The sequence below is a fragment of the Mycobacterium sp. G7A2 genome (assembly GCF_041902445.1).
Taxonomy (GTDB): Bacteria; Actinomycetota; Actinomycetes; order Mycobacteriales; family Mycobacteriaceae; genus Mycobacterium.
In genome coordinates this window covers 1,364,752-1,390,536 of the sequence record NZ_CP169251.1, presented here as the reverse complement: position 1 = coordinate 1,390,536, position 25,785 = coordinate 1,364,752, and the positions used below count along the sequence as shown (strand labels likewise).

Here is a 25,785-nt window from a genome sequence, read left to right as displayed (position 1 = left end):
GTCCCCGCGCATGCCAACGACCGAGCGCCTGATCCACCTGCACAACGCGGCTGCACGAGCGATCGATCCCCGACGGGAGCACCTTGCCCCGCCCACAGCATCATCTACTATCCGCCTACGTACTATTGTACTTAGTAGCCGGTGGCCTCGGCCACGACCCATTGCGCGCGGACATCAAGAGGAGACTTGCGGAGTGTCACTTTCGCATCGAATGCTCGGCAGCCAACCCGGACATCACGCGGGGATAATCCACAACCCACGCACGTACGAGATGCTCGCCAACCTGCAATTCCTCGGCAAGCGGCGACGGATATGGAGACAGTTCGCAACAGCATCTCGCGCCACCCTCGGCGAGAAAGTCATCGACATCGGTTGCGGGACCGGCTACTTCGCCGCGACACTCGCACCCATCGTGGGTAGCGGCGGTTTCGTCGTCGGTATTGATCCGTCCGCGCAGCTCATCCAGTACGCCGACGATCACACTCCCGTGAACTGCGGCTTCACCGTGACGGGCGCTGAGAATCTACCGTTCCCGGACGCAGCTTTCGACCTGGCCGTGTCAAGCCTCGCATTCCACCACATTCCCGAAGAACTCTGGCCCCAGGCCCTCAGTGAGATATTTCGCGTTCTACGACCAAGTGGCCGACTGTTCCTGGCCGACTACCGTCCGCCCGAGCGCCGCTGGGCGCAGAAGTTATTGAAATCTGTCGGAGGCGAGCAAGCCACGCACGACCCTCGGCCAGACCTCAAATCCGCGATTTTGACAGCCGCTTTCGCCATTTCCGACGTAGGCACATATCCTCGCATGCACCACATCGTGGCCTTCAAGACACAGACGGCTGCATGAGGTAGCACTCACGCCACCTCCACCCACCCACTTTCACGTTTGGCAGAGCGCGATGACCACGGCTGGTGCCGAGATGATGAGCGCCATCAATGCCAGCAGCACAACACGGTTGAGGGTTTCGCCGACTCCTCCGCCAGAGGTGCTGAGTCGGCTGGCACGCAAGGTAAACCCCTGGTCGGCGACTCCCAGAGCGCCGCCGGGCGACAGTCGATACGGCGCGGTGAAAACCAGCAGACTGTCCAACAGAGCATCGCGACCATGGCTACGGGCGGCGCGGTCGTCGGCACACATTTCGACCAAGAACTCGACGGTAGCCGCAGCAGCCCGGAATAGCGGTACTCGCGGCACTGATGACGCCAGTGCACGCAGAGTCATCTTGATTTGAGGGTGACGGCTCGATAGATGAGCACTTTCGTGAGCCAAGACAGCGGCAAGCTCGGTCTCCTTCAAACGCGCCACCGCGCCGGTGCTGACCACCACGGCATGCGGGGGCCCTGCTACGCAATATGCCGCGGGCTGATCGGCCTGGATGAGAAAGACTCCCGGATGCTCGGTTACTGATCCGAGAATCCTTGCTTCTCTAGAGATCTCACTGCTTCGCTCCCGAAATCGCCGTAACGTCAGGAAGACACGTTTGGCGATCAAGATGGACACTCCCAGGACAAGAAGCGCGGAAGCGACAAAGACGACGTGCCCACGCCAACCGAAGTGATTGAGCGCGAGAAACATATCCACACAGAGTTGCGCGGGCAGTGCCGCGTGTTTGATCAGGAGCTCGGCCATGACATTGACGCTGGCCGCCATCCAGGCGGCGAGGGCACAACCCACGGCAGTGAGCCAGACCGCCACGGACAGGCGCGGATTGCGTCCACTACGAGTCACCTTCTCAAGGACCGGCGGCAATAGCCAGGCCAGAACGAAGCCGTAGAGCAGAATGCAGAGGGCGAAATTCATGACGCCCGGTGCCGAGGCGCCTTGCGCACCGCAACCCGAAGTCGTTCCGACTCCTCGTCATTCATCTGACGCAGAAAGAAATTCAACACCTGATCGGCGTCGCCTCCGGAATGCAGCGCATGCGCCATCAGGTGAGCCGACCTCTCCTCGCGCGTCATCGTCGGCCAATAGCTATAGGCCTTCCCGATCCGCTTCCGCGCGAGCCACCCTTTCCGATGCAGGTTGTCCATCGTCGACATCACCGTGGTATACGCGATGTCTCGGCTCGCGACCAAATCATCGAACACTGTGCGGACCAACACGGGGCCCCCCGTTGCCCAGACCCGATCCATCACCGCCGACTCCAGGTCTCCAAAGCCCCGCTCCTGCACCGTCACTCCTACCGCGAATGTCGTCACAACGATGATTCCTTCAATATGCCCGCCGCTAACAAGTTAACCGCACGGGGACCACTTACGTACAGCGTCACCGCATTCAATTGGCCACTAAACCCCCGCGTCGAGGTCCCAGGTCTGTGACAAACGTGAATTGAGAGACCAAAGTGATATACGTTGCGTCCACGTACGTAGCTGCGTAGTAGATTGGCTCACCGCGGAGGCGAAAGGTATATCCCAATGGATCCGGCGCAAAGACCGGCACGATGGGTGCTAGCGCTGTCCATGGCTTCAAAGCTGGCGTTCAATTGGGTCGGCACCGCCACTGCAGAACCCGGCTCAGCGCAGGACAATTCCATCGCGCGACTGGGCGGAGATGTTGCGCGCGCCGATCAACGCCTCGCCGATCTGCAGGCCTCTGTCCACAGCCAGTCATGAGAGCGCTCGTCCAGGTCGAAAGCGCCCGCGCCGACAAGACTTCTGTCCAGACTGCCCGCAGCCGGGCCCAAGACGCCACCACCCGGATGGAAGACGCCCAGCGTCGGTCGACGAGTTCACCGCCACGCAGTACATGAGTGGACCCGCGGAGAACACGATCTGGGCCCCAAGCCGAGAAGAGGTCGTTTCCGTCGCGCGAACACAGCAGACGCTCGCGTTGGCCTTCACTCGAAGCCCGTAACGAGCTGAAAGCAGCGAGAACCGAACACACGAATCTCGAATCCGCGGCTCGTCGAGCTCAATCCGACGCGAGATCGCAGAACGTCTGGCGCAGAGTCGCTACGACGAAGCTGTCGACGCTGTGCGCGCCTCCGAGGATGCCTTTATCGCGCCACGGAGCGAAATCGACTCTGCCACCGACGAAGCGCGGACGGCGCGGGGGCGACTCGAGAAGGCCCGCAGTACCCCACCACCGTCCGAGCCGGGTAGCTGGGATTCTGCGCCCGACACCCAGGTCACTGGCACAGAGTGGGACACCGCCGTGCCGGCGGTTCCCGCCGCGGACCTCTCGGATCCGGTGGCGATTGTCAACTCGGTGCTGCAGATCTCGGCAGCGTCCGCACAAGTCACAGCCAGCCTCGGGCGGCAGTTCCTTGTCAAGCTTGGCTTGATAGCCGAACCCTCGCCCTCTGTTGCCGCCGTTCCTGGGCAGATTCCGCGCGTATACGGCCAGCAGGCAGTGGAATTCGTCATTCGCCGAGGCATGACCCAGCTCGGTGTCCCGTATTCCTGGGGCGGCGGGAACGCCAGCGGGGCCACCCGTGGCGTCGATCGAGGTGCTGGCACAGTCGGTTTCGACTGTTCCGGGCTCATGGTCTTCGCCTTTGCCGGGGTTGGCATCAGCCTTCCGAAATACTCTGGCGCGCAGTATGAAAAGGACCGCCGGGTGCCTGTGGGAGAAATGCGTCGAGGTGATCTGATTTTCTACGGCCCCAACGGCAGTCAGCACGTTGCGATCTATCTGGGTCAGGGCCAGATGCTGGAGTCACCGTTCACAGGCTCCCAAGTGCGGATCGCTCCTGTCCGCACCAGCGGGATGACCTCGCACGTCGTGCGACTCATCGACTACTGACAGTCGGTCAGCGCAGGGCGCTTCCGCTGATCCACTTCTCCCAAGGCACGGACCAGTCTCCGTTCTGCCACTGTTCCAGCGGTGCGCCGCCGGTATTGCGAATCTCCACCACGTCACCCGGGTTGGCAAACTCGTAGTACCACTCGGCGTTCTCTGCACTGAGATTCAGGCAGCCCGCTGACACGTTTGTGTTGCCCTGCGCCCAGACTGTTGCCTCACGCTCGTGGAGGTAGATGCCGTCGGGGCTGATCCGAACCGCGTGCGGGACGCTGATCTTGTATCCGGACGCGGAATCCACCGGTAGCCCGTACGTCGACGAGTCCATCAGGACGGGATTCTGCTTCTCCATCACGGTGTACACACCGGGTTGCGTCCAGAACGCAATAGTCTTGCCGCCGACGGTTTCCGTGCCGCCCCTGCCCATCGACGTCGGCATCGTCCGTATGAGGACGCCGTCTTCGTAGACGCTCACCTGCTTGGTGGTGTCGTCGGCGATCGCGATCCGCGATTGCCCGATCCGGAAACTGACCTGCTTGTCCTCTTCACCGAAAAGGCCATCCCCCAGGGGGGTGCCGTAGAGACCGGCCTTGACCGTCACTTCGGTGCCGGAGGGGAAGTATTCGCGCGGGCGCCAGTGTGCCTTTCGGTCGTTGATCCACGTCCAGGCACCCTCGATCTTGGGCGCCGTGGTGACCTGAAGTCGACGCTCGGCGGCAGCCTTGTCCGATATTGCCCTGTCGAATGTCGCCACGATGACAGTTCCGACGCCATAGACGCCGCCCTCCGAAAGGGAAGCGCCATTGGTCATCCCGAGTGTGACGCCGACTTGCGCCTGTGGCGAGACGGTGGAGAACTCCGAGACAGTGGTCACTGTGGTGGCGCCGCTGCCCTGGCCGGTTGCGCTGAGGGTGTATGTCCGTCCATACCCAAGCGGCTCGTCGGGCTGCCAGGCGCGGCCGCCCGCCGTCAACCGACCCGTGACTACTCGACCGTGTTCGTTCTGCATGCGCACGTCGGTCAGCGTGCCTGATGTCGCGGTCACCTTTACCGCGCCGACAGGCACAACATCGCTCGCGCCAGTTCGCGGAAGAATGTCGACCGCGGGCGGTTCGGGCACGGCCTTGGGCTTCTGTTCAGCCTCCAGAGCGCTGGGAGCCACCACTGCGTCAGACAGCCGAGACTTGAGCGCGCTTGTCTGCGATGCGGTCACAAGCACGCCGACCACGGCGAATACGCTCAGCGCAACTATCTTTCGGTGTCCAGCCAACACTTTCATCACAACTATCCGTCGGGGTGGTACCTCGTCAAATTACGTATCCACATAGTAGTTGGTCGATGCGGTGAAGGTGCGACGGCGCGACGACCAGCGGAACGAGTCGCCACACAGGTTCAGTACCGACGCGCGTTGTAGATCGGCGCCATCGTGATAGGGGCGACTTTGACAGGAGTCCCGTAGGTGGATGCGTGCACCATCATGCCGTCGCCGATGTAGATGCCGGCGTGGGAGGCGTCGCTGTAGAAGGTCACGATGTCGCCTGGAAGCAGGGCTTCCAGCGCCACAGGCTGGCCGCCACTGGCCAATGCCTGGCTGGAGCGGGGTAACGATTTGCCTTGCTGCAGGAATGACCACTTGATGAGTCCCGAGCAGTCGAATGCGTTGGGCCCATTCCCGCCCCACACATACGGGGAGCCCACTCGACTCAAGGCCGTCTGCACTACTGCAGCTCCGCCGCCGGTTCCTGCCGGCGGCCCCGGGACGGCGCCGTCAGGGTTCGGCATCGCGACGATATCGGACGGCGGTGGCGGTGCGGCCCCAGAAGGCGGGGGCGGTCCGGGCGCAGCGAGAACGGCGCGCTGCTCCGTGGTCAGAGCCGCATATTGTGCTTCGACACTTGAGATCTGAGTGCGCAGATCACCCTGCCGACGTTGAATGTCGGCGCGCACTTTCGCGGTGGCATCGGTCGCTGCACGCGCCTGCGCGGCAGCGACACGAGACTCGTCTTCGGCCGCGGCAGCACGGGTGCGCGCTGCGCTGAACTGAGTCATCGCGTCTCTCATCTGCCCGGACATCACTCGCTGCACAGACAGCCGGTCGAGCAGCTCCTGGGGTGAGCCGGCACCCAGCGTCGCAGAGATATTTCCGGAAGGTCCACTGACGTACTCGGCGACAGCGACGCGGTCAACAGCAGCTTGATAACTACGCAGATCCGCCGAGGCGGCCTCCGCTCGACCAAGATCCTCCGCCAGTTTCTCCTCAGCGGCTCGCTGCGCCTCGACTTTGAGGTCGAGATCCAATTCAGCCGAATACAACTCTTCGCTGGCTTGTTCGGCTTGTCGCGAGAGCTCCGCCATTCGCGCGAGCGCGTCCGCGGCAGGGTCTGCGCTGACCACGCCCGCGACGCTGGAGGCACCCACCGTCAAGACTGCAAGGGTAAGTAGAGCGATGACGCTTCGCAAAATCTGCGGCGGGCGCCCGTGTCTCAAAGCGACTGTCCTCCGGTGACCTTGATCTACGTAGTTGGTACGTAGATAACGGATCACACTAGAGAACGCTCACACTTTTGTCCAAACAATCAGCCCGCAGAGCATAGGCAAGGCCCGACCCGGGATGACTATGGCGGAATCCCCCGACAGGATTCCGCCATAGCGCCTTCGCCGGGATCAGCCCATACGCGGCGCCGCTCCCGACGTCTGGATAATCTACTATTCAACTTAGTAGATGGTTTGACGTTCTGCTTACGGACGCGTGATCCTCAACCGCCGAAGAGCAGGTACAACCCTGCGAACGTGTAGCCGACCATTGTCAGCATCATCGCCACTTGGCCGGTGATCTGATGATCCCGCGGCAACAGTCGCAGAGCGCGATCATGTGCAGACACCACCGCAACCATGTGTCCCACGACCACGCACGAGACCTTGATCGTCCAGAGCACCGAGGGATGCTGAGACAAGATGTAGCTGACGTCGTCCTGCGTAAGCCCGAGGAGCTGCCAGCCCAGCCCGAAAGGATCTGCTAGGCGCACGATCGTCTCTTGCCCGCGTTCAACGAGGTACGACAAGTAATGGGCGAAGATGTAGCCGACGACGATCGGAATAAGTGAATGCGCCAACTGTCCCGGAAGTTGCTGTCGCTGCTGTGGATTGATGCCCCCCGTCGCCCGAGCGGCGCCACAGAACGTCAGTCCGACGACGGCGACGAACACGAACAGTATCGCCGTCCGCAACGCTGTCGCGCCGCCGGCATCCCCCACGAGTGGAACTGCCGCCGCCGCGCGATCGACGAAGTTCCGAAATGTCGGGGACTGGGAGAAGCTGTCGAACGCCGTGGAGCCCAGCAATACCGCCAGAACTGCCACCGTTCCAGGTCGGACCGGCAGCGTCGGCAGGTGGTCGAGCGGATTGACCCACTCCACGCGTCCGGTGCCTCGGGCACGTCGGAAAGGCGACATCCGCGACACGGCCATGCTGTACACCTCGAAGGGGTCAGCGCGTGCGAACCACCGAGCGCCGAAGACCCAGGCACCGATCCCCACCACCGCCGCGTAGATCAATAGCCACAGCTTGATGGCCGTCAGCGAACCGGGGTCCGGGCTTGCTAGCTGTACTGACCACGGACGTTGGTGACGGCGTGGTGAGGTGACAAGACGAAGACCTCCGAGTGAAGTGCGAACTGCCTAGGAACGCACCAACTCACTTCGGAGGTCTTCGTGTCTCACCGTAATGCCCCTTTGTCCGAAACCGGTCGCCTGCGGCTGGCTCGTTGCGTCGTCGATGATGGCTGGTCTTTGCGTCGGGCTGCCGAACGTTTCCAGGTGTCGGTGTCCACGGCCTCGCGGTGGGCGGGCCGCTATCGCGAGCAGGGTGAGTCGGGGATGGCCGACCGCAGCTCACGCCCACACCACAGCCCCAATCGCACACCTACACGCACTGAGCGGCGCATCATTGGCGTGCGCGTCACCCGGCGGTGGGGGCCAGCCCGTATCGGCTATCTGCTCGGGATTCATCCCTCAACGGTGCATCGGGTGCTGAGCCGCTACCGGATCGCCAAGCTGCGCTGGCTCGACCGCGCGACCGGACGCGTCGTTCGCCGAATGGAGTCCGCAGGCTGCGGCGACCTGGTGCACGTCGATGTCAAGAAACTCGGCAAGATCCCCGCCGGCGGCGGCTGGCGCATGGTGGGCCGTACGAAGGGCAACCGCAACGCCAGGGCCGACAAGAGCAGCGGGGTGACCAACAAGTACGGCAACCCGGTCCGCGGTTACCACTTCATCCACACCGCCATCGACGCGCATTCGCGGCTGGCCTACTCCGAATTACTCGCCGACGAGGGCAAGGACACCGCCGCCGGCTTCTGGCGGCGTGCCAACGCGTGGTTCACCGATTGCGGCATCACCGTTCGAAAGGTGTTGACCGACAACGGGAACTGTTATCGATCGCACGTCTTCCGCGATGCCCTCGGCGATATCGAGCATCGTCGCACTCGGCCCTACCGGCCGCAGACCAACGGCAAGGTGGAGCGCTTCCATCGCACTCTGGCCGACGAGTGGGCCTATGCGCGGCTCTACACCAGCGACGCGCAACGCTGCGACGAATACCCGCGCTGGTTGCACACCTATAATCACCACCGCGGCCACACAGCACTCGGCGGTCAAGCACCAGCCAGCCGCGTACCTAACCTCTCAGGTCAGTACAGCTAGCTCGAGCCACACAAAGGCGAAGAGCCCCATAGCCGCCGGCCAGTAACCCCATCGTTGCGGATACGGGCGGGGTAGCGGTCCAAGGTCCCCTTTGCGGACGACTCCGCAGAACCGATACACGGTGCGCAGGGGAGACAGCAGGCGCCAGACGGGTCCGATGCACACCGACACCGCGACCAGCCCGACCCAGAGCAGGACGTAGAACGCGCCGGCCAGCGCATTGTCGCTGCCTTGTGGACCCCATAGGGCGGCCGCCGCCACCCAGAGGGCGAAAGTCAGTGCCGCTAGCGCAGCGATCCAACGCAGCACCGCGTTATCGACGGTCCGGGTTACCCACTCTGGTAACTCGCGGCCCGGCTTCGCCGGGTCGAAGCGCGGGTTCTTCCACGCGAGCGCGACGACGGCGAACGTCGCCGTAAGCGCCCACGCCGCGCCGATCAAGGCGAAAGACAGCGGTACAGGGAGATCTGTCGACCCGCCGACGCCATGGGCAAGGATGTCGACACGTGGGGTCACGGGCGAACTTGAATGGTGACGACAGTGCGGTTGACATCGTGGAGCTCGACGTCGACCTGACCAGGCACGTCGACGGTGAATTCGAAATTCTGGTCCGGGCGCGGTTCGACATTGAACGTGTGCTCAGGCACAGAATGCACGTGCAGCTGGTCGGCAACGTCGCTGGTCACCTGGAGCACGATCGGTTTCCCGATGGTCGCCTGGGTCTGCCCGTTTGTCGGGGTAACCGTGCCGCCGCTGATGGCGATTTCGACGATCGTGGCTTCTTCGGGAAGTGGCGCCTGATGAGCCCGCGGCGATTGGGTAGCGCCGGCCGCAGAAGGCGTGGGAGCCGCTGACGGACTGGTCGATGCCGAATCGGTCGTCGTCGAGCCGCAGCCGGCCAGCAGGACGAACAGCGCCACCGGGGCGAGGGTCACGACAGATCTGGCTGTTCAGTGGTCATGGGCGTTCGTTCCTCTCAACGACGGGATTCTCGGCGGAACCCGCATCTACAGCGGGTTCGCGACGACGATTTCGGCGCGCGATATAGAACACGACGCCGACAATGATCAGCGCGGGCGCAAACGCGGGCAGGGACATCCACAGCCCTACATCGGTTGCGAGATATGTGACTACGGGAGGCTTCATGATCTTCGAGCCGATTCCCTCGTCGCCGTGATCGCATCCCGATCAACCGCGGCGAACTTCAACATCTGCGACTCCCCACGACATGCATCAGCACCTACGTACTGTCTCCGTAATTCGCGTGGACGAAACATACCGGAACCTCCGGTACCGCGTACCGCTAGGTGAGTCGAACGCCTCGTCGGGCATCGATGGGTGCGAGGCCGAACATCTCGTGAAAAGCCCGGTTTGCATGGGAGCTGTCACTAAAGCCGGCGGCGTGTGCGGCATCGGTGATGGTTCCACCATCACGGGCCACCGCCATCGCACGAATGAGTCGACTCCACCGCACGTAGGCGGGAAACGACATACCGACCTCCTGCGCCATCAGCCGTCCGAGTCGGTCGGCGGACAGGTGCACCGCCTTGGCTACGTCGGTCAGCTTGACCGGGCCGCTGAGCATGTCGGGCAGCATGCCGACCACCGCTTCGACGCTGGGGTGCAGCGCGCCACTCGCCTGCTCCTTCGGCCCGACCAGTCGCGCAATCACGTCATCCGCAGCTGAGGAAAGAGGTTGTCTCGCATCGATGTTGAGGATGCCGGCACCGAGGCGCACCCATTCGTGGACATCAGGGCGGATAGTGCTGCCGAAGAGACGCGTCACTTGCCGGCCGACGACGCTCGTAGGTTCCAGGTACACCATCACTCCAGAGCCTGTGCCGGTGTCGATAGAGTGCGCAGCGCCCGCGGCGATCACCGCCGCAGACGCGGACAGCCTTTGGCCATCGGCGTCGGACAGGGATACCGCACCATCAGTGAGAGTCACAATCTGAAGGGCTGCGTGCGCGTGCTTGTGGGCCGAGCCGATCCGTCCCCGGAAAACGAGCCGCCCCGGCTCGATCAGCGCCTCGCCAGCCCACGTCACGTCCTTGAGTATGCCGTGTGCCGCCATCGCTAGGTTCAGATGCGCAATCCCGAGCGTCTCGGTATCGCCTACCGTGCGACTTCCTCGGGTGATACGGTCGCATCGTCGTTCATGGCACCGAATTTGCATGCGCCACTTGCCCGGAACGGTTCCGCCAGCTGCGCGAGATATCCCGCCGGGTAGTTGGGTTTTGCCGCCATGCCGAGATCATCCGAGCGAAAACGGCGGTCAGGATCGAAGGAGAACGTGCGCAAAGCGTGATCCCATGTCAACGTGAATAGTCCGAAGTTGACATCACCAATACCAGCCCACTTGAGGTGGTGGAAACGGTGGCCTTCGTTGAGTGCCAGCACTTTACGTAGAGGTCCGACGCGGTAATCGGCGTTGGAGTGCTGAAGCAGAAGCTGTACCGCGATCGCCACCGTGAGTACCTCTGCAACGGGTTTCGTCAACCCAAGGATCAGCAGGGGTGTGATGCCTGCCGCCAGTTCAAGTGCTCCGTGCAGCGGGTGCTTCATGAGGCCATTGAAGCCGTAGAAACGCTTGACACTGTGGTGGACAGCATGGAAGCGCCACAGCCACCCGACTCTGTGACTTGCCAGATGTACCAAAGTGACTCCAAGGTCGGTGACAAAGATTGCGATGACAACCTGAACAACAAACGGCAACGACGAAGGCCACCATGCACTGAATGGATTAAGCATCGCCAGGACGGGAACGACGAGCACAGTCAACAGCAACGACGTTTCGTTGATCAGAGCATGTGCGACATCGCGCCGACTGTCACTGATCGGCTCGTTCCAAACATCGCTGTAGGGCAACACCCGCTCAGCCGCGAACGACAAGCCGATCGCAATCAGAATGAGCCCCGCCATGCAGACCTCTGCCCACGCGGCGTGCGCCAACGCGATGGCTGCGCCGTTGACGCCTATCAACATGATCGGCGCATAGCCGTATCGGACGATCGTTGTAACCATGATTACAGCGTCGGCGCAGAAAGATGTCCACCGCTTGAACAGATCCGTTCAATCGCGAAGAGCTGGCGTTCAATGCTAATTAGACAACGAAGTAACGACAGCCAGCTGCTATAAGCCGTGCGGCGTCCCGCCACCTACCGGGGCGTGTTGTTATGCACGATAACGTTACGGTTTGGCGCCACGCTGACGCGCCTATAACGATATGAGAGTTAGCCTGATGCCCAAGCGCAGTCACCGGGAGCACACGACAGCGGGGATCGACTGCAAGGTGTTCGATCTTGTGCAATCCCTTGCAGAAGCGTGCTTATGCGGCAATGCGAGTATTTCATTGGGGTACCTTCGACGGCGAGACGCGGACGGCGACTGTCCAATACATAGGGTTCAGTGAAGATGTCCTCTTTCACGGGCGGCTGCATCGCCGAGGGGTGAGCATCACGGGGGATCGGCAAAGCTACAAATACATGACGGGCTTGCCGGTCCAGGCCTGCTCGGACCGATGCATTCCAGAACACCACCCGGCGGTTGGCACCATAGAGAAGCGTCGTGGATAACGACTGATATCCATAGCGCGGTTGACTTGTCCCCCACGACCCGATCGAGTCGATGCGACAATATGCGGGAATCGAATATGCAGGTTTACCGGTATTAGTCTGCTCATTGCATCCGGTGAATTTGGCATCCTCGCACGGTCAGGACAACAAACATTCCCCAGCCGAGCGAGCGTCCAACAAGAACGAGCTGCAAGACGCTCCCCTGGGGCGGGGAGCAGGCCGCCGCCCCTAGTTAAGGGTGCCGCAGTTCTCCGTAGCGGATAGGTGTCAGATCCTCGCTGTGGCTGACGTGGAGCTGACCGGGGCGGGTCCGTTGTTCGTAGGCGGTGATGACCAGCCAATTCCCCCGGCGGCAGGCACCAGTACGCCTTGCACATGCAGGAACCATGCGGCATGGCCCACCGCTTGGCACGCCGGCCAGTCGTCGCCATAGATGTCGTCGTCCTCGAGCCCCACCGCTTCGCGGGCGTCAGAGGTGATGAGATCCAGGACGGCCAGGTCGGTGGCCTCGATGGTGTGCAGTCGATACGAAGCTTCGAGCATCTTCTCGCGGGTCGTCGACGCCGCCCGCGCGGCGCGTTCTACTTCGACCATGCACGCTTGCGTGGAGTCGGCCAGATAGATCGCCGAGAAGAGTCCGGCAGGGTTTCCATCTTCCGCCGAATCTGCGCGCCCCTTCCCCGACAAGGGGTCACGGTGGGCGCCCCTGTAGCGAGCGCACGTGCCCGACCACCGGCTGGTGCCGCGCGCGTCGATGCGCTGCACCAGGTCCTCGTCGAGCGCATCGCTCACACGAAGATCCCTTCGGCCATGGCGTCGATGAGGGCCAAGACGCGCTGGTACTCGCCGTCACGCACCAGGTCGGCGGGCTTGGCGTGGGCCAGTAATCGATTCGGGGAGAACATCCAGACGTTGGCCTGGTCTCGGGGAAGCACTTCGGCCAGCGCGTCGGCGACGTAGGCCAGTTCGATGAGTCGTTGTTTGTTGAGTCGTTGTGGAACGACCTGTCCCGAGGTCCAGCGCGCCACCGAGCGCGCCGACGCGTCGACGATGTCGCCGACCTCTTCGTAGGTCAATCCCAAGCGCTCGATCGCACTCGACACGGTCGAGGCGAGCGCGTTAGCTCCCACATCGTCTGCCTGTCTTGCTTTTGTCTGCGTGTGTGTCATGCATTCTGTCATGAAACAACGCCCGAGGTCGAGAGGACGTTTTCACACGATGGGCATTCAGTTTCGGCTCGGACCCAACGACCACAAGCAGGTCGAAGATTTCCTGTCGCGTGAGCACGCTGGCACCGACGCCATCACCCTGGACACCAAAGCTGCACGTCACCAGGCCGCTGCGGCGGCAGCCGCCGTGGAGGCGGGCCTGCGGGTGTACTGGGAGCCCGCCGCTGAGCGGCTTGCCGACGAGGGCTTCGGCCTCGACAAGCTGCCGTGGACCGGCCGTCCCTACGGCATCAATGCCCTTGCCGAGGATCAATCGGCACGCCGCGCTGGTAGACCTGACGGTGCAGAAGCACCCGGAGCTCGTCACCCACGTCACGGCCCCGCACTTCTACGTCACCGACGAACGCACTGCACGACTGAACGTCGATCTCGCCGAACGCACCCGCCTGGCCGTCGGCAAGGACAAGCCCACCCGGGCCGTGATCGCCGTTCACGCTCAACGTCAAGTTCACCGACCTCAATAAGGAGTACGGCCTCACCGTCGAGAACGCGGTGCTGCACTACGCTCCCGAGCCGGTACCGAACGCCAACGCCAGCCTGACACTGCTAAAGCCACGCTGGACGATATTCAGCTGGGCACCATCACCCTTGACGACGCCAAGAAGCAGAACAAACTCACCATCGATGGCCAAGAAGCGTCGTTCAACGATTTCCTTGGCCTACTCGACACCTTCCCGTTCTGGTGCAACATCGTCACCCCATAGCCCGAAGCCGGCGTGGCCGTTCACCGAAGACTGACCTGAGATAAAACCGGCCCTAGCCATCGGCACCGATGGCACCTGTCCCAGATGTCGAGTCCGACACCGTGGGCCCGCACACCACATGGCGGTGAAACGCGCGATCTCCGAGGCGTGCGCCAGCCGGTCCACGATAACCTCGCCGCGCTCCTCAAGGACCGGTGAACCTAACAGCCGGCACCGACGTTCACCGCGGCCCGCGTATTCGGCCACCGCACCACGCCGCACGCCCCATCAGACAGCGTCCGCGTCGACACGACCGCGACCCCGCAGCCGCGCTGCGGCGACGCATCGCTCAGTGCGCCCAGCAGGCCGGCGGGAGTGCGGGATCGCGGCCCCGCGGCAGCGTCCCCGCGACGGCATCAACTTGCGCGCTGCCCTGCGCCGTCGCAACGCCGCGCCGAGCGCCCTTCTGTCGTCGGGTTCAGGACGTAGCGCACCCTTGAGACTTCCGTCGCCGCGCCACCGCCGAACCGTCACGCTGGCGCCGCTCCGGCCGGCGGTTCGCCCGCGTCCGGGCCGACCTCCCCGTCCGCCGCCGCCTCCCCCGTTCCGGACACATTCCGACCTAGTGCCTGCGAACCGTTCCGCGATACCGGATTTGCCGCTTTCGGCGCATGCCGTGCCATCACGCGAACGATTGCGATCCCGAGGTCGTGTTTGGTGGCGATCGTCGTCAGCGTCTCACCCCGCTCACGCATCCGTTCGACGGCCGCGCCCGCCGCTTCGCGATCGTCGCCTACCCGTTTAGCTTCTTCGCGCGCCAACTGCGCGTCGGCCTGCGCGCGCAGCTCCGCGCGCCGCTGCTTCTTCCACTCGCCAATCGCGTCGAGTTTGTCGATCGCGTGAAGCAGGATCGTCGCGTCCTTAAGGTTCGCCTTCTCCCGCGCCGCAAGCTCCTCGTTGGCGCGCCGAGCCGCTTCCACAGCCCGGCGCCGGGCCTCCGCCTTGGATGTTCTCGCTGCCGTCATGGTTGAGGACCTTAGAAGTGTTCGGGCCGTGCAGGCCACCACCACAGCCACATTCGTCGCCCACGACTTTTTTCGTCCGCCCTCCTGACCGCTTCACCGTCGCCACCCTCAACCCACCGTCACCCACCCCACTCGCCAACCACCGCACCCACCGCCAGCCGCCCACCTCACACCCCGTTTACAGCCCGCCGACAGACCACACACCTCTTGCACTATGGGTCGGAAGGTCGCGAATCAACCTGAAGTTGACGCGTATATCTGGCGCATGGGACCAGCGCCGGATGCGCTTCATTGAACCACTTTCGTGTTCCTCCTGGTAGACGGATTTCGCTCGCAGGTGTGGTAACTTGCGGTTGTCATTGACAACTCTAAGTTGACGATAGATGGAGGTTCTCTTGTGAGCGTTCCGGGGTCGGCGCACTTGGTTCTTGCCTCGGGCGTGGTTCACCTGGACGAGGCCAGCGCAGTCTTCGAAGCGATGCTGTCTGGGTGGGGTCGTCAACAGGCGTCTCGGCTACTCGCTGCTGAGGCCACGATCGAGCCGCGGCTGGCGTTGGTGCGGCGGTTCGCAGAGTTCGCCGGGGCGCCTCCGTGGGACTGGACTGCCGGCGATGTCGAAGACTTCACGGCCGCTTTGATGTCGGGCCCGGAACGCAAAGCACCGTCGACCATTCGCGGCTATCACATGTCGTTGCGGATGTTCTGCGACTACCTACTCGATAGCCGCTACGGTTGGATCGCGCAATGCGAGAACAGGTTCGGACGGATCCCATCGCAGGTCTGTCACGACTACAACACCGCCGCGCATCTGGTCGACTACGAGGGCAAGCCCGCGCGTCGCCCGTTCACCTACGACGAACTGGAAACATTGTTCGATTTCCTCGATGATCGCGTCGATGTTCTCGCTCGGTCCAGGAACAAAGGCGCGTTCGCGGCGCTGCGCGACGCACAGATGATCAAGACGGCCTACGCCTTCGGTTTACGCCGCCGCGAGCTGTGCTATCTCGATCTCGCCGACCTGCGTCCGAACTCGCGGATGCCGGCCTGGGGCACGTTCGGCGCCGTCCACGTTCGCTACGCCAAATCACGTCGCGGCAGCTCTCCCAGGCGTCGCACCGTGCTCGCCGTTCCGGAGTTCGACTGGGTGATCGACGGACTGCGCCAATGGGTCGACCACGGCCGCCCACTCCTCAGCCCCGGGAACCGTCAAGAGCTCTGGCTGACCGAGCGTCGACGGCGCGTGGCGACCAAGACCATGGATAGGCGATTCGCCGTCGCACGGGTGCAAGCGGGACTGCCTGCCGAGCTCACCTTGCACTGCCTGCGGCACTCCTATGTCACCCATCTGATCGAGTTCGGTTATCCGGAGCGGTTCGTCACCGAACAGGTGGGGCACTCGTATGCCTCGACCACCGCGATCTATACCTCGGTGTCCGACGACTTCAAGACCAAAACACTGCAGGCGGCGCTGCGCCGCGTCTACGGATCATCCACGACGACAGGTGAAGGCGGAGATGAGCACTAGGACCGTGCTGCGGTGGAACCTGCGTCAGCTGATGGCCCAGAACGGAATGTTCGCCACCACCGACCTTGTCGCACCGCTGCACGAGCGTGGCGTGGAGATCTCCCGACAGATGGTGCACCGGATCGCGACCAAGCCCCCGCAGCGCATCAATCTCGACCTGCTCGCCGCCCTCTGCGACATCTTGTCGTGCACGCCCAACGACCTGCTCGAGCTCGTCGCCGAACAAGTCCGTGAGGCGCCCGCGGTCAACGACAGCGGACCCGGCATCGGCGACCTGCGACCCATCCGCGCCACCATCCGCCGCCCCCACGACAACCAGTGACTCAGCGGGCCTGCTGGGAGTGTGCAAGCACCATCCGGCTAACCCCACTGACGCACGGGCGTCGCATCTGTGTCGCATGCCGTCGCAGACGGCACTATCACCCCGAGAAATGCCCGCGGTGTGAGACCGTGCGGCCACTGGCGTGGCAGCTCGACGATGCCATCGTGTGCGCCTCCTGCGCCGGTGTCGCATCGATCTTCACCTGCAGCGAATGCGGCCGCGAAGAACACCCCTACGGGTTCTACCGATGCGCCCGCTGCTTCCTACGCGAGCGCCTCACCGAGCTGCTCACCGACCCGATCAGCGGCACGATTCATCACCGACTACGGCCCGTGTTCGACGAACTGATCAACGCCGACCGCCCACAGACGGTGCTCTGGTGGCTGCGAAAGAAGCCCGGTACCGGCCCGCAGCTCCTTCGCGACATGGCCTGCGGAACGCGTGAAATCAGCCACGACACCTTCAGCGATCTTCCCTCGGACCGAGCCCACGATTACTTGCGCAGCCTCCTGGTCGCGGTCGGCGTTCTGGGCCCGATCGACATCCGCGTCGAACGGATGCTGCCCTGGATCGAGGACGTTGTAGCCGAGCTTCCGGCCGAAGACGCCGCCATCGTTCGCCGATTCGCGCATTGGCATGTACTGCGCCAGATGCGCAAGGCCTCCCACGAGAACCGGCTGACGAGATCGATGACCGATGCCTGCCGTCGTCGCGTCCGCGTGGCGATTCAGTTCATGGCGTTTCTGCACACCCACGACGCCACTCCGGCGACAGCGACACAGGAGATGCTGGAGCGCTACCAGGCGCTCCACCGGAGGCCGCTCACTGCCGAGTACGCCTTCCTCGTCTGGCTACGCCAATCCCGCATCAACACCACACTGAGGGTCATCGATCCGCCACGGTCACCTCCCTCGGTAACCGTCTCGGATTCCCAGCGGTGGGCCGCCGTCGGGCGGCTGCTGCACGACGACACAATCCGCCGCAAAACCCGCATCGCGGGACTGCTCACATTGTTGTTCGCCCAACCTCTTTCGCGCATCGTCGCCCTGCGATCAAGCCAAATCTCGATCTCCGACGATCACGCCGTGCATGTCGTCTTCGCCGCCATCCCCATCCAAATGCCTCCCCTACTCGACGACCTCATCCGCGAGCATCTGGAGCAGCAATGCGAAAGCCGCTACACCCCATCCCATACGGGCTGGCTGTTCCCCGGCCGACTTCCCGGCACCCACCTGTCCACCGAGAACATCCGCACCCAGCTCGTCGCGGTCGGGGTGAAACCCTACGAACATCGCAAAGCCGCGCTCTTCCAGCTCGCCAGCGACATGCCCGCACCCGTGCTGGCCGAACTGCTCGCGATCACCACCAAGAACGCAGCCGCCTGGGCCAAACTCGCCGCCCGCGACTGGACCGATTACGTCACCGAACGCGGCAGATCAATGCCGCATCGAAGGCGGAGCTAACTCGCAACAGCGATGTCGTAACCACTCCATGCCGCCGAGGCCACGATTCGCCTGCTCTCGTCAAAGTTGTTCTTTGTCAATCCTCCTCGCCACAAGTCAAGCAATCGAGAAACGGGTTCAAGCAGTTGCGCGCCCTCAAGCGTCTGAGACGCCGAACCGCGGGTGACCTGCACTTCGGGTAGCTCACTACCCTGCTGCGAGTCTCCGCACCTCGCTGTGGAACGGAAACCAGCGTACGGCCTCGCCGATGATGGCGACGAATGGTCCTTCGATGCCATCACCGACGCGATTTGCGAGAGGCGAAAAGGGCCCGAAGACCAGCCGGCTCGACATTGTGATTTCGTTGTGCCTAGCGAGCTGAGCGCGCCGGGCGGCCCGTCTTCTTGGTGGCGATGTTCGATTTTATGGCGTCGCTGTCGGTGTTGCGGTGGGCGGCGAGAAAGTCATCGACGATGTTCGCGCAGTCATTGTGAGTGATAGTGCGAAGCCCGGTCATTCGGGCGAAGGCGAGTGGTCCGACGAGTTGGCAAAGCGCCAGTTCCTGGTCGAAGTCGTTGAGTTCGGCTTGAGCTTTTGGGCTGGTGAGTACGGCGTCAAATGGTTGACGATATTGATCGACAACTCGGGTCCGTAGCGCCCCGGATGTGTGGCGGTCTTCCGCTTGGGCATTGGAGCCGGTGGGCCCCAATGAGAGCCACGCGAGTGTCGTGACATGCAGCGGTGCGTCGTTGAAAAGGGCGGCTTGGCGGCTGAGCAATTCGATCAGCTGCTCACGGAGGGGTCCGCTGGTCGGTGCCGGAGTGGTCACTTGTGGAAGTAGGCGTTCGAACGTGGCTGCCAGTAAATGCGACGAACTGTGGAAGTGGCGGTACAGCGTGGTTCGGGCCACTTTGGATGCTTTGGTGACGGCATCGATAGTGACCGCTTCCACCCCACCGGTGCTCAGTAGCGTTGCCGCAGCATCCAGCAGCCGGGTGCGTGACCGGATGAGCCGAGGGTCCACGTCGTCGTCAGGGACGGGCACTGCCTGACTGTCGCTCACTCGTTCACCTCGGCGGTCGATCTTCACGCGATGCTGTCACGGCAGTCTAGCAGTGTGGTACTAACGGTAGCGCAGCGAAACCGATCGTATTGGAGGGTGACGGTGCCCGAAAGCCTGTTGCCGCCCGAGCGGCTGCCCTCGCACACCACGACATGCATGGGTTGCGGCCCGGACAACCCCCACGGACTGCGGTTGGTGGTGCATCGTAGCGGCGACGCGGTGTACACCGATGTGACGTTCGATGAGCGCCATATCGGGGCCCCGGGCCTGGCCCATGGCGGGGCAGTGGCCGCGGCATGTGATGACGTCCTGGGCTTCACGTTGTGGATCGCCGGAACCCCGGCGGTGACCCGCACCCTGACGGTCGAATATTTGCGGCCGGTGCCGCTGCATCAGACCCACCGGATTACTGCCCACATCGTCTCTCGTGAAGGGCGGGCGCTGCATGTCACGGCGACAGGCACGGGTGAGGGTGGGATCGCCCGCTTCACCGCCAGTGCAGTGTTCATTGTCGTCAGCCCTGAGCACTTCGCCGCACACGGCGATGTCAGCGCTTTCGGCGATCTTCTGGAGCAGTTCTCGCGCCGCGGCGGCCTCGACCCGGAGCCGTCATGACTGTCCCTCAGGCGCGCAGCCACGGGAAAACCCCGCCTTCGGAAGCGAACTCGGTCGCTGCAGAGAAGCGAGCCGCTAACGCGTCGCGTTCACGCGCGTCCGCACGGCGCCGGGAGACCATTCTTGATGCAGCTTTGGTCGTGGCCGCGGCGGGTGGTTACGAGGCGGTTCAGATGCGGACAGTTGCCGAGCGGGTCGGCATCGCCGTCGGCACGCTTTACCGCTATTTCCCGGCGAAAACCCACTTGCTGGTGGCAGCGCTGACGCGCGAGTTCCGTCGACTCGACTCGGCCGGGGACTGGGCGAGTGGTGAGGGCACACCGCTGGAACGGCTCGAACGGCTCACCGCACATCTGCATGACCGCTGGCAGCGCGACCCATGGCTGACGACGGCCATGACACGGGCCTTCGCAGTCGCAGATACCCGCGCCGCCGCGGAACTCGACCGCGCGGCCGATGAGATCCAGATCCTGCTGGCCCGCACGCTCAGGGGCGGCGAGCCCACTCCTACCGATCTGCACGTGGCTGGGATCATCTCCGACATCTGGCTGGCCAACCTCGTGGCCTTCAGCGGCCACCGCGCGACAGCCGCCGACACCCGCGACCGCATTGACCGAGCCACCAGGCGCGTCGTGACCAGCGCTGCTAGGCCAGCCGTCTACCGGTAACGATACTGCTGGTATCGCAGCGATACTTTGCGTACTCTTTGGGGATACGGCTCAACGATGCGTCGAAAAGAGACTGCCATGTACACCCAATGGATCGAAAACCCTGTCGTACAACGCCTCTCGCTGCACGGCGGCCTGGTTCTGGATTTCGATGATTACAACGAAATCGTCATCTCCTGCCCCCTACTATTGACGCTTCCTGCCGTCGGCACCTACCCCATCGAGGCGGTGCGTATTGACCCCCTCAGGATCGCGACCCACGAACGCCCGCTGCTGAACCTCGCCGGCGCACTGTGCACCCAGGCCTGGTCCAGCGACGATGGAGGGCTACACCTGAGCTTCTCGCGCGGACATCGCATCGATGTCGATCCCGACGCTGAACAGACAGCGTGGGAGCTCTATGGCATGCGCCACGGCTACATGGCCTGTCTACCTCAAGGACGGGTACGCGTGGTCCGCCATGACCTCCCCGACACCGACGACGCCAACATCGTCAACAGCGTCAGGCAATCATCGGCGGGGTCGGCGCGGCAGACCCACTAATCCGGCCGCGGACACTGCGACGGGTCGACTTGGGCGGCAATACGTGGATCAGGTTGAACGTGGACAGGACCGCCCTGGCGACATCGAGGCGGGCGAGCATTCCCGGATGATGCTGTCGAGGTTTTGTTGCACGCGTTCGGCAGTGATGCCGACCGATGGTGAATACAGCATGATGTGGTCGAGGACGCCGTTGTACCGTCTCAATTGTTCACGGACCTCGTGCGCCGTCCCGGCGACACCCATGGCGTCGATCATCTCCTCGGACACAGCGGCGAACATCGCCGGGAAATCGCGCTGGGCGAATGCTTGCCGGATGGCTCGGCCTTCGCTGGCGAAGCCGTTCACATCGAGTACCGTCTCGTAGGATTTGACCGAGGAGTAGAACGCAATCTGCTGCGCCAGTTCGCGCCTGGCGACCTCGGCGTCGTCGTGGATGGCGCACATCACCATGGAAATGATTTCCACGTCATTGGGGTCGCGGCCGGTGTGCGCGGCGCCCCTGGCGATAGCGGGCCGGACGACCTCTTCGACGTAGGTGGTTGTGAACAGCGGATGTCCGGCTAGGCCGTCGGCCACCCGCCCGGCCGCCTCGCACATCCGGGGCCGGACACCGGCAGTGACGATCGGGATCGGCCTGCTGGAGGGTCCCACGTCGCCGGTCGGGGTGAGATTCATTCTGTAGAAACGGCCCTCGTGATGGATCGGGCCTTCATGCAGGTTCCATATCCGGCGCAGCAGCATCACGAGTTCTTCCATCCGCAGGGCGGGTGCGGAGGTGTCGGGCACGCCGTGCCAGTCGCCCATCATCCGTTTGGTGCCGTTGCCGATGCCGAGTACCAGTCGTCCGTTGGAGAGTTCGTCGAGGTCGCGCGCCTCGGTGGCCAGCACCAGGGGGCTTCGGCCGACGCCGTAGAGAATGGAGGAACCGATCCGACAGTTCTGGGTGCTGTTGGCCATCGCGGCCATGGAGATCGATCCGGACCGAGAATAGAACTCCGAGGCCCATACGGCGTCGAACCCGGCCGCATCAGCGGCCTGGGCGGTCTGGGCCAGTGACTTCAGATCCGCGCCGAGAACCGACAGGCCGTAGGTGCTCATGACTGGTCTCCTGTGCGCGGGCGCAGCCCGTCGAACATGACGGCGCTGAGGGTGCTGGCGACCACCGTCTCGTCGAGGTGGTTATCGGTGACCAGGTACATGAGTGCATTGATGGTGACCGCGCCGAACAGCGCAATCGACGTCGATCGCGCATCGGGCTGAGCGACGAGGGATCCGTCGCGGGCCCCTTCGATGAGCAGGGTTTCGACGGGTTGTTGGTAGGCGGTATTGATCATCTCGGCGATAGCCGGCATGCGGGCCGCTCGTCCCAATTCGCCGATGAGTGCACGGCATACCGCTGGCCGCTGCGCCATTGCCCGCAGTTGTGCGCGGATCACGAGTTCGAGGCGTTCGGCACCGGTGCCGCCGGTGTGCACGATCGCGGTCACAGCATCGAAGATGTCCTTGAGGAGGTCTTCGAGCAGGAAAGCAAGGATGTCCTCTTTACCGGCGAAGTAGTAGTACAGCGTCGCTTTCGGCACACCGGTCACCGCGGCGACGTCTTCGATCTTGGAGTCGTTGAGCCCCTTCTCGGCGAACAAGTCCGCCGCGGCGGGAAGCCGGTCAGAGATCTGACGTGGAATCTTGCGCATTGCCCCCCTGTCCCGTTCGGCCGGTTTAGACTGCGAGTCTAAACCGTCGTTACTTTGGTGGTCGGAGGTCTTGGTGGTCTCGGTGCAAATTCGTTACGACCCGTTCGACGCCTCGATTCTCAACGACCCCTATCCGACGTATCGGTCGTTGCGTGACACGGCTCCGGTGTACCGCGCCGAGGAATCCCATACCTGGGTGTTGAGCCGGCACGCCGACGTCCAGGCCGCAGCACTGGATCACGGCACGTACTCCTCGGTGGACGGCATCTTCCCCACCCCACCGGGATCGGACTTCATCGGCTCGTTCCTGCCGATGATGATCGTGATGGACCCTCCGCGCCACGACCAGTTGCGTGCCCTGGTGAGCCGGGCGTTCACTCCCCGGCGGGTGGCCGGGCTGCAGGGCGCCATCACACAGATGGCCGCGGAGTTGTTCGAGCGCCTCGACGAGGGCTCTGGTTCGGCGGACTTCGTGACCGACTTCGCCGCGATCCTGCCCGCCGCGGTGATCGCCGATCTACTGGGCATTCCCGCCACCGATCGTGATCAGTTCCGATTGTGGTCGAGCCAACTGGTCCAGGTCGACGTCAACCACGGACAAACCACCGACGCACTGACCGCCGCCACCTCGATCTACGCCTACTTCACCGACTTCCTCGCCGACCGCCGCCAAACCCCCCGCGAGGACATGATGTCGGCGTTGGCGAACGCCACAGTCGACGGGATCAGACTGACCGACGAGGAAGTCCTCGGCTTCTGCGCGCTGCTGCTCGTCGCGGGCTACGAGACCACCACCAATCTGCTGGGGAACTCCGCGGTCGTGCTGGCCCAGCATCGGCAGACCCGCCGACGCCTGGCCGCCGATCGAACACTATTGGGGCCGGCAGTTGAGGAGTTGCTGCGCTACGACTCACCGGCACAGGGACTTTCACGAACCCTGACCCGCGACGTCACACTGCACGACACGACCATGCGTCAAGGTGAGAAGGTGCTGCTGCTGTTCGGGTCGGCCAACCGCGACGAGCGCGCCTTCCCCGATCCTGACGTGTTCGACATCGAGCGCACCAGTGAGCACCAGGTCGCCTTCGGTCGCGGCATCCACTTCTGTCTGGGCGCGGCACTGGCGCGGATGGAGGCCCGCATCGCTCTGGATGCTCTGTTGGACAAGGTGCCCGACTGGGAGGTCGATCTTGAATCGGCGCGGCGGCTGCGGTCCGGACCGATCCGCGGCTACACATCGCTGCCCATCACTTGGACCACACCGGTCTAGCCCGTGCCCCTCCTCGACGACGCGTCGTGTGCATCACCGCGCGGCCAGGTTCTTCATCGCCGTCGATATCGAGCACTCCGCCGCGCACGGCGACCTCGGCGCATTCGGCGACATGCTCAAACGATTCGCGGGCTCGAACGGTGATCGACCCATGACCGGACAGGAGAAAGGGGCATGGTGGTGGCAGTGACATTCGCGCACTTCGATGAGCAGATCGCCGACCAGCTGCTCAGATCGCCGAACACAGCAGGTGGACTGTCGAGGTTTCTGAGCTTTCGGCACACCGAACTCGCCGCCGGTCGGCTGGTGGCAGAGATGGAAACCCGTGCCGAACTGCTCACACCCTTCGGCACCCTGCACGGCGGATGTCTATCGGCGATGGTCGACCACTGTCTCGGAGTCGTGTTCTACCCCGTCATTCCGGCCGGATCATGGGTCGCCACCACCGAATTCAAGCTAAACCTGCTGCGACCCGTGTCCACCGGTGTGTGTGTCGCCGTCACCGACATCGTGTCGCTGGGCAAGCGCAGTGGAGTGGCGCGCATCGACATTAGCAACGGCGACAAAGCCGTCTGCGTAGCCCAGGGCACGGTCACGATCGTGAACGCCGCGGGCAACGCACTATGAAGGCGCTTGCTGCCGGGCCCACGCTTCGGGCGGACGACGATCTCGCCAGGAAGGTGTCATGACCTCCGCCGTGCAGCATCGGGTCCGAACCCAGGACGGGATCGCCCTGGCTGCGGACTGCTACGGCCACGATGACGCCCGTCCCGTCGTGCTGCTCCTGCACGGCGGCGGCCAGAACCGGCACGCGTGGAGCACTTCAGCGCGTCGCCTCCACGCATGCGGATACACAGTCGTCGCCTACGACACCCGCGGTCACGGCGACAGCGACTGGGACCCAGCCGGCAGGTACGACATCGAGCGACTCGCGACCGATCTTCTCGCCGTGCGCGAGCACTTCAGCGCCTATACCGCCCCTGCGGTCGTAGGTGCATCCCTTGGGGGCATGACCGTGCTCGGCACGCATCTGTTGACATCCGGGGCGTCGTGGGCGGCGGTCGTCCTGGTCGACGTCACCCCGCGACTTGAATTCCAGGGCGCCCGTCGCGTGGTGACGTTCATGGCCGCACATCCCGATGGCTTTAGCACCCTCTCTGACGCCGCAGAGGTGATCGCCGCGTACAACCCCCATCGCTCGCGCCCGGCCAACGTCGACGGCCTGCGCAAGGTGCTACGGCAGCGTCACGACGGCCGCTGGATCTGGCGGTGGGACCCGGCATTCATTCACTCCAACTTCGACTTTCTCCGCGACGAATCGACCACGGGAACGGAGCAATTCGACGCAATCAGCCACCTGCTGATCGACGGAGCCCGACGGGTCAATGCCCCAACACTTCTCGTAAGGGGCCTCTTGTCCGACGTGGTCTCCCAAGCCACCGTCGACGAGTTCAAGCAACTGGTTCCCCACGCCGAGACCGTCGACGTATCCGGCACCGGACACATGATCGCCGGCGACGACAACGACGCCTTCGGCTGCGCCGTCACCGAGTTCCTCGGCCGGAACCTCCTGTAGGTCGCGACGTTGGTCGAGCACCATCGATCGGCCAGTAGTCAGAACCGATCTTGACTTCACAGCGCGCGAAGCGGAGCCCATGAAGTGTTCTTCGGTTAAGGCCGACTTTGAACTGT

At 63.6% G+C, this 25,785-nt stretch carries 27 protein-coding genes and 3 pseudogenes; 15 read left to right on the top strand and 15 right to left on the bottom strand.

Going from position 1 to position 25,785, the window contains the following annotated elements:
• The first annotated feature begins 271 nt into the window (after positions 1-271).
• Entirely contained in the window at positions 272-847 is a 576-nt protein-coding gene (locus tag ACEWX3_RS06765) for a class I SAM-dependent methyltransferase (protein ID WP_160109705.1), read from the top strand.
• Between the two features lie 33 nt (positions 848-880).
• Here the strand turns inward: ACEWX3_RS06765 and ACEWX3_RS06760 are convergent, their stop codons facing one another.
• Together ACEWX3_RS06760 and ACEWX3_RS06755 are read right to left on the bottom strand one after the other, a co-directional pair.
• Complete coding sequence (locus ACEWX3_RS06760; RefSeq protein WP_024444632.1) at positions 881-1,801, bottom strand: M56 family metallopeptidase; 921 nt, start codon at positions 1,799-1,801, stop codon at positions 881-883.
• A complete protein-coding gene (locus ACEWX3_RS06755; RefSeq protein WP_024444633.1) occupies positions 1,798-2,172 on the bottom strand; it encodes a BlaI/MecI/CopY family transcriptional regulator in 375 nt (124 codons plus the stop codon). The genes ACEWX3_RS06760 and ACEWX3_RS06755 overlap by 4 nt, the downstream gene beginning before the upstream one ends.
• A gap of 802 nt (positions 2,173-2,974) precedes the next feature.
• Here ACEWX3_RS06755 and ACEWX3_RS06750 point away from each other — a divergent pair.
• Positions 2,975-3,745 (top strand): NlpC/P60 family protein, encoded by a 771-nt coding sequence (locus ACEWX3_RS06750; protein ID WP_064280690.1) that lies wholly within the window; start codon positions 2,975-2,977, stop codon positions 3,743-3,745.
• A gap of 7 nt (positions 3,746-3,752) precedes the next feature.
• Here ACEWX3_RS06750 and ACEWX3_RS06745 read toward each other — a convergent pair whose 3' ends face one another.
• From ACEWX3_RS06745 to ACEWX3_RS06735, 3 genes and pseudogenes are all read right to left on the bottom strand, one after another.
• Positions 3,753-5,021, bottom strand: coding sequence for an Ig-like domain-containing protein (locus tag ACEWX3_RS06745; RefSeq protein ID WP_051226997.1), 1,269 nt, complete (start codon positions 5,019-5,021; stop codon positions 3,753-3,755).
• A gap of 113 nt (positions 5,022-5,134) precedes the next feature.
• Complete coding sequence (ripC, locus tag ACEWX3_RS06740; protein WP_207548301.1) at positions 5,135-6,229, bottom strand: peptidoglycan hydrolase RipC; 1,095 nt, start codon at positions 6,227-6,229, stop codon at positions 5,135-5,137.
• A 269-nt stretch (positions 6,230-6,498) separates the two neighbouring features.
• Positions 6,499-7,350, bottom strand: a pseudogene (locus tag ACEWX3_RS06735) (hypothetical protein); the annotation flags it as partial.
• A 102-nt stretch (positions 7,351-7,452) separates the two neighbouring features.
• Between ACEWX3_RS06735 and ACEWX3_RS06730 the strand changes: the two are divergent.
• The gene (locus tag ACEWX3_RS06730) at positions 7,453-8,442 is read left to right on the top strand and encodes an IS481 family transposase (RefSeq protein ID WP_099961896.1); all 990 of its coding nucleotides are present in this window, start codon (positions 7,453-7,455) and stop codon (positions 8,440-8,442) included.
• Here ACEWX3_RS06730 and ACEWX3_RS06725 read toward each other — a convergent pair.
• The 6 genes and pseudogenes from ACEWX3_RS06725 to ACEWX3_RS06700 all read right to left on the bottom strand — a co-directional run.
• Positions 8,437-8,958, bottom strand: a pseudogene (locus ACEWX3_RS06725) (hypothetical protein); the annotation flags it as partial. The gene ACEWX3_RS06730 and the pseudogene ACEWX3_RS06725 overlap by 6 nt on opposite strands.
• Complete coding sequence (locus ACEWX3_RS06720; RefSeq protein WP_318264064.1) at positions 8,955-9,362, bottom strand: hypothetical protein; 408 nt, start codon at positions 9,360-9,362, stop codon at positions 8,955-8,957. The gene ACEWX3_RS06720 and the pseudogene ACEWX3_RS06725, both read right to left, overlap by 4 nt.
• Before the next feature lie 383 nt (positions 9,363-9,745).
• Positions 9,746-10,516 carry a helix-turn-helix transcriptional regulator gene (locus tag ACEWX3_RS06715; protein ID WP_036466280.1) on the bottom strand — a complete coding sequence of 257 codons (771 nt, stop codon included), beginning with the start codon at positions 10,514-10,516 and terminating at the stop codon, positions 9,746-9,748.
• Between the two features lie 41 nt (positions 10,517-10,557).
• A complete protein-coding gene (locus ACEWX3_RS06710; protein WP_085176793.1) occupies positions 10,558-11,466 on the bottom strand; it encodes a sterol desaturase family protein in 909 nt (302 codons plus the stop codon).
• An 818-nt stretch (positions 11,467-12,284) separates the two neighbouring features.
• The gene (locus ACEWX3_RS06705) at positions 12,285-12,809 is read right to left on the bottom strand and encodes an RES domain-containing protein (RefSeq protein WP_370475987.1); all 525 of its coding nucleotides are present in this window, start codon (positions 12,807-12,809) and stop codon (positions 12,285-12,287) included.
• On the bottom strand, positions 12,806-13,147 hold the full coding sequence (locus tag ACEWX3_RS06700) for an antitoxin Xre/MbcA/ParS toxin-binding domain-containing protein (protein ID WP_011856840.1): 342 nt from the start codon (positions 13,145-13,147) through the stop codon (positions 12,806-12,808). The genes ACEWX3_RS06705 and ACEWX3_RS06700 overlap by 4 nt, the downstream gene beginning before the upstream one ends.
• A 332-nt stretch (positions 13,148-13,479) precedes the next feature.
• Between ACEWX3_RS06700 and ACEWX3_RS06695 the strand changes: the two genes are divergently transcribed.
• Complete coding sequence (locus tag ACEWX3_RS06695) at positions 13,480-13,710, top strand: hypothetical protein (RefSeq protein WP_024449512.1); 231 nt, start codon at positions 13,480-13,482, stop codon at positions 13,708-13,710.
• 25 nt (positions 13,711-13,735) lie between these two features.
• Positions 13,736-13,950, top strand: a pseudogene (locus ACEWX3_RS06690) (alkyl sulfatase C-terminal domain-containing protein); the annotation flags it as partial.
• Positions 13,951-14,459: 509 nt separating this feature from the next.
• Here the strand turns inward: ACEWX3_RS06690 and ACEWX3_RS06685 are convergent.
• Complete coding sequence (locus ACEWX3_RS06685; RefSeq protein WP_011856867.1) at positions 14,460-14,954, bottom strand: hypothetical protein; 495 nt, start codon at positions 14,952-14,954, stop codon at positions 14,460-14,462.
• Between the two features lie 397 nt (positions 14,955-15,351).
• Between ACEWX3_RS06685 and ACEWX3_RS06680 the strand changes: the two genes are divergently transcribed.
• The 3 genes from ACEWX3_RS06680 (at position 15,352) to ACEWX3_RS06670 (ending at position 18,264) form a co-directional block, all read left to right on the top strand.
• Positions 15,352-16,479 (top strand): tyrosine-type recombinase/integrase, encoded by a 1,128-nt coding sequence (locus ACEWX3_RS06680; RefSeq protein WP_046363131.1) that lies wholly within the window; start codon positions 15,352-15,354, stop codon positions 16,477-16,479.
• Positions 16,469-16,801, top strand: coding sequence for a helix-turn-helix transcriptional regulator (locus tag ACEWX3_RS06675; RefSeq protein ID WP_024449211.1), 333 nt, complete (start codon positions 16,469-16,471; stop codon positions 16,799-16,801). The genes ACEWX3_RS06680 and ACEWX3_RS06675 overlap by 11 nt, the downstream gene beginning before the upstream one ends.
• A gap of 332 nt (positions 16,802-17,133) precedes the next feature.
• A complete protein-coding gene (locus ACEWX3_RS06670) occupies positions 17,134-18,264 on the top strand; it encodes a hypothetical protein (RefSeq protein WP_374159009.1) in 1,131 nt (376 codons plus the stop codon).
• Between the two features lie 349 nt (positions 18,265-18,613).
• On the opposite strand, the gene ACEWX3_RS06665 is transcribed toward ACEWX3_RS06670, so the two are convergent.
• A complete protein-coding gene (locus tag ACEWX3_RS06665; protein WP_011856876.1) occupies positions 18,614-19,306 on the bottom strand; it encodes a TetR/AcrR family transcriptional regulator in 693 nt (230 codons plus the stop codon).
• Positions 19,307-19,408: 102 nt separating this feature from the next.
• Here ACEWX3_RS06665 and ACEWX3_RS06660 point away from each other — a divergent pair, with 102 nt between their 5' ends.
• From ACEWX3_RS06660 to ACEWX3_RS06650, 3 genes are all read left to right on the top strand, one after another.
• Positions 19,409-19,921 (top strand): PaaI family thioesterase, encoded by a 513-nt coding sequence (locus ACEWX3_RS06660; protein ID WP_011856877.1) that lies wholly within the window; start codon positions 19,409-19,411, stop codon positions 19,919-19,921.
• Positions 19,918-20,589: a TetR family transcriptional regulator gene (locus tag ACEWX3_RS06655; RefSeq protein ID WP_011856878.1), complete on the top strand. Its 672-nt coding sequence runs from the start codon at positions 19,918-19,920 to the stop codon at positions 20,587-20,589. Before ACEWX3_RS06660 ends, ACEWX3_RS06655 begins: the two co-directional genes overlap by 4 nt.
• Positions 20,590-20,667: 78 nt before the next feature.
• Entirely contained in the window at positions 20,668-21,132 is a 465-nt protein-coding gene (locus ACEWX3_RS06650; RefSeq protein ID WP_070351816.1) for a DUF6188 family protein, read from the top strand.
• Positions 21,133-21,180: 48 nt separating this feature from the next.
• Here ACEWX3_RS06650 and ACEWX3_RS06645 read toward each other — a convergent pair whose 3' ends face one another.
• On the bottom strand, positions 21,181-22,230 hold the full coding sequence (locus ACEWX3_RS06645) for an LLM class flavin-dependent oxidoreductase (protein WP_011856880.1): 1,050 nt from the start codon (positions 22,228-22,230) through the stop codon (positions 21,181-21,183).
• Positions 22,227-22,823 (bottom strand): TetR/AcrR family transcriptional regulator, encoded by a 597-nt coding sequence (locus tag ACEWX3_RS06640; protein ID WP_011856881.1) that lies wholly within the window; start codon positions 22,821-22,823, stop codon positions 22,227-22,229. Before ACEWX3_RS06640 ends, ACEWX3_RS06645 begins: the two co-directional genes overlap by 4 nt.
• Positions 22,824-22,896: 73 nt before the next feature.
• On the opposite strand from ACEWX3_RS06640, the gene ACEWX3_RS06635 reads away from it, so the two are divergent.
• From ACEWX3_RS06635 to ACEWX3_RS06620, 4 genes are read left to right on the top strand one after another with little or no spacing between them, the layout of a single operon-like run.
• Positions 22,897-24,093, top strand: coding sequence for a cytochrome P450 (locus tag ACEWX3_RS06635; protein ID WP_011856882.1), 1,197 nt, complete (start codon positions 22,897-22,899; stop codon positions 24,091-24,093).
• A 28-nt stretch (positions 24,094-24,121) separates the two neighbouring features.
• Positions 24,122-24,283, top strand: a complete 162-nt coding sequence (locus ACEWX3_RS06630; RefSeq protein WP_156442342.1) for a hypothetical protein — start codon at positions 24,122-24,124, stop codon at positions 24,281-24,283.
• Entirely contained in the window at positions 24,268-24,720 is a 453-nt protein-coding gene (locus ACEWX3_RS06625) for a PaaI family thioesterase (RefSeq protein WP_011856883.1), read from the top strand. Before ACEWX3_RS06630 ends, ACEWX3_RS06625 begins: the two co-directional genes overlap by 16 nt.
• Before the next feature lie 58 nt (positions 24,721-24,778).
• The gene (locus tag ACEWX3_RS06620) at positions 24,779-25,669 is read left to right on the top strand and encodes an alpha/beta fold hydrolase (protein ID WP_011856884.1); all 891 of its coding nucleotides are present in this window, start codon (positions 24,779-24,781) and stop codon (positions 25,667-25,669) included.
• Positions 25,670-25,785 lie beyond the last annotated feature (116 nt).

Bases quoted from the DNA above. Each gene is read 5' to 3' on its own strand.
- ACEWX3_RS06765 (WP_160109705.1), top strand. From the start codon at position 272: ATGCTCGCCAACCTGCAATTCCTCGGCAAGCGGCGACGGATATGGAGA.
- ACEWX3_RS06760 (WP_024444632.1), bottom strand. From the start codon at position 1,801: ATGAATTTCGCCCTCTGCATTCTGCTCTACGGCTTCGTTCTGGCCTGG.
- ACEWX3_RS06745 (WP_051226997.1), bottom strand. From the start codon at position 5,021: ATGAAAGTGTTGGCTGGACACCGAAAGATAGTTGCGCTGAGCGTATTC.
- ACEWX3_RS06715 (WP_036466280.1), bottom strand. From the start codon at position 10,516: ATGGCGGCACACGGCATACTCAAGGACGTGACGTGGGCTGGCGAGGCG.
- ACEWX3_RS06710 (WP_085176793.1), bottom strand. From the start codon at position 11,466: ATGGTTACAACGATCGTCCGATACGGCTATGCGCCGATCATGTTGATA.
- ACEWX3_RS06695 (WP_024449512.1), top strand. From the start codon at position 13,480: ATGCCCTTGCCGAGGATCAATCGGCACGCCGCGCTGGTAGACCTGACG.
- ACEWX3_RS06685 (WP_011856867.1), bottom strand. From the start codon at position 14,954: ATGACGGCAGCGAGAACATCCAAGGCGGAGGCCCGGCGCCGGGCTGTG.
- ACEWX3_RS06675 (WP_024449211.1), top strand. From the start codon at position 16,469: ATGAGCACTAGGACCGTGCTGCGGTGGAACCTGCGTCAGCTGATGGCC.
- ACEWX3_RS06655 (WP_011856878.1), top strand. From the start codon at position 19,918: ATGACTGTCCCTCAGGCGCGCAGCCACGGGAAAACCCCGCCTTCGGAA.
- ACEWX3_RS06650 (WP_070351816.1), top strand. From the start codon at position 20,668: ATGTACACCCAATGGATCGAAAACCCTGTCGTACAACGCCTCTCGCTG.
- ACEWX3_RS06645 (WP_011856880.1), bottom strand. From the start codon at position 22,230: ATGAGCACCTACGGCCTGTCGGTTCTCGGCGCGGATCTGAAGTCACTG.
- ACEWX3_RS06640 (WP_011856881.1), bottom strand. From the start codon at position 22,823: ATGCGCAAGATTCCACGTCAGATCTCTGACCGGCTTCCCGCCGCGGCG.
- ACEWX3_RS06625 (WP_011856883.1), top strand. From the start codon at position 24,268: ATGGTGGTGGCAGTGACATTCGCGCACTTCGATGAGCAGATCGCCGAC.
- ACEWX3_RS06620 (WP_011856884.1), top strand. From the start codon at position 24,779: ATGACCTCCGCCGTGCAGCATCGGGTCCGAACCCAGGACGGGATCGCC.